This is a genomic window from Halomonas sp. SIMBA_159 (genome assembly GCF_046536035.1).
In the GTDB taxonomy this organism is placed as follows: Bacteria; Pseudomonadota; Gammaproteobacteria; order Pseudomonadales; family Halomonadaceae; genus Vreelandella; species Vreelandella venusta_A.
The window spans coordinates 1-231 of sequence record NZ_JAWJBT010001760.1 but is presented as its reverse complement, the minus strand read 5'-3'; the positions used below and the strand labels follow the sequence as shown (position 1 = coordinate 231).

At 54.5% G+C, this 231-nt stretch carries 1 protein-coding gene; it reads right to left on the bottom strand.

All coding sequences use genetic code 11. The features are described 5' to 3' along the window. Window positions 1-36: 36 nt before the first annotated feature. The coding region (locus R0J87_RS25240) for a tyrosine-type recombinase/integrase (protein WP_498889764.1) at window positions 37-231 on the bottom strand (195 nt) is incomplete at its 5' end.

Sequence of the window (231 nt, the reverse complement as noted above, 5' to 3'; positions counted from 1 at the left end):
CACGGGTCTGAGTGTCACAAAAGATCACTGCTGGTTTCAGGCTCGCGGATGGTGCTCCTGATGCAGCTGCTTCAGACGCTCGGTTGCCACATGAGTATAGATCTGTGTGGTAGATAAATCACTGTGACCTAACAACATTTGCACGACCCTGAGGTCCGCGCCGTAATTGAGCAGGTGGGTGGCAAACGCATGGCGCATGACGTGCGGCGACAAGGTATCGGCATCAATCCC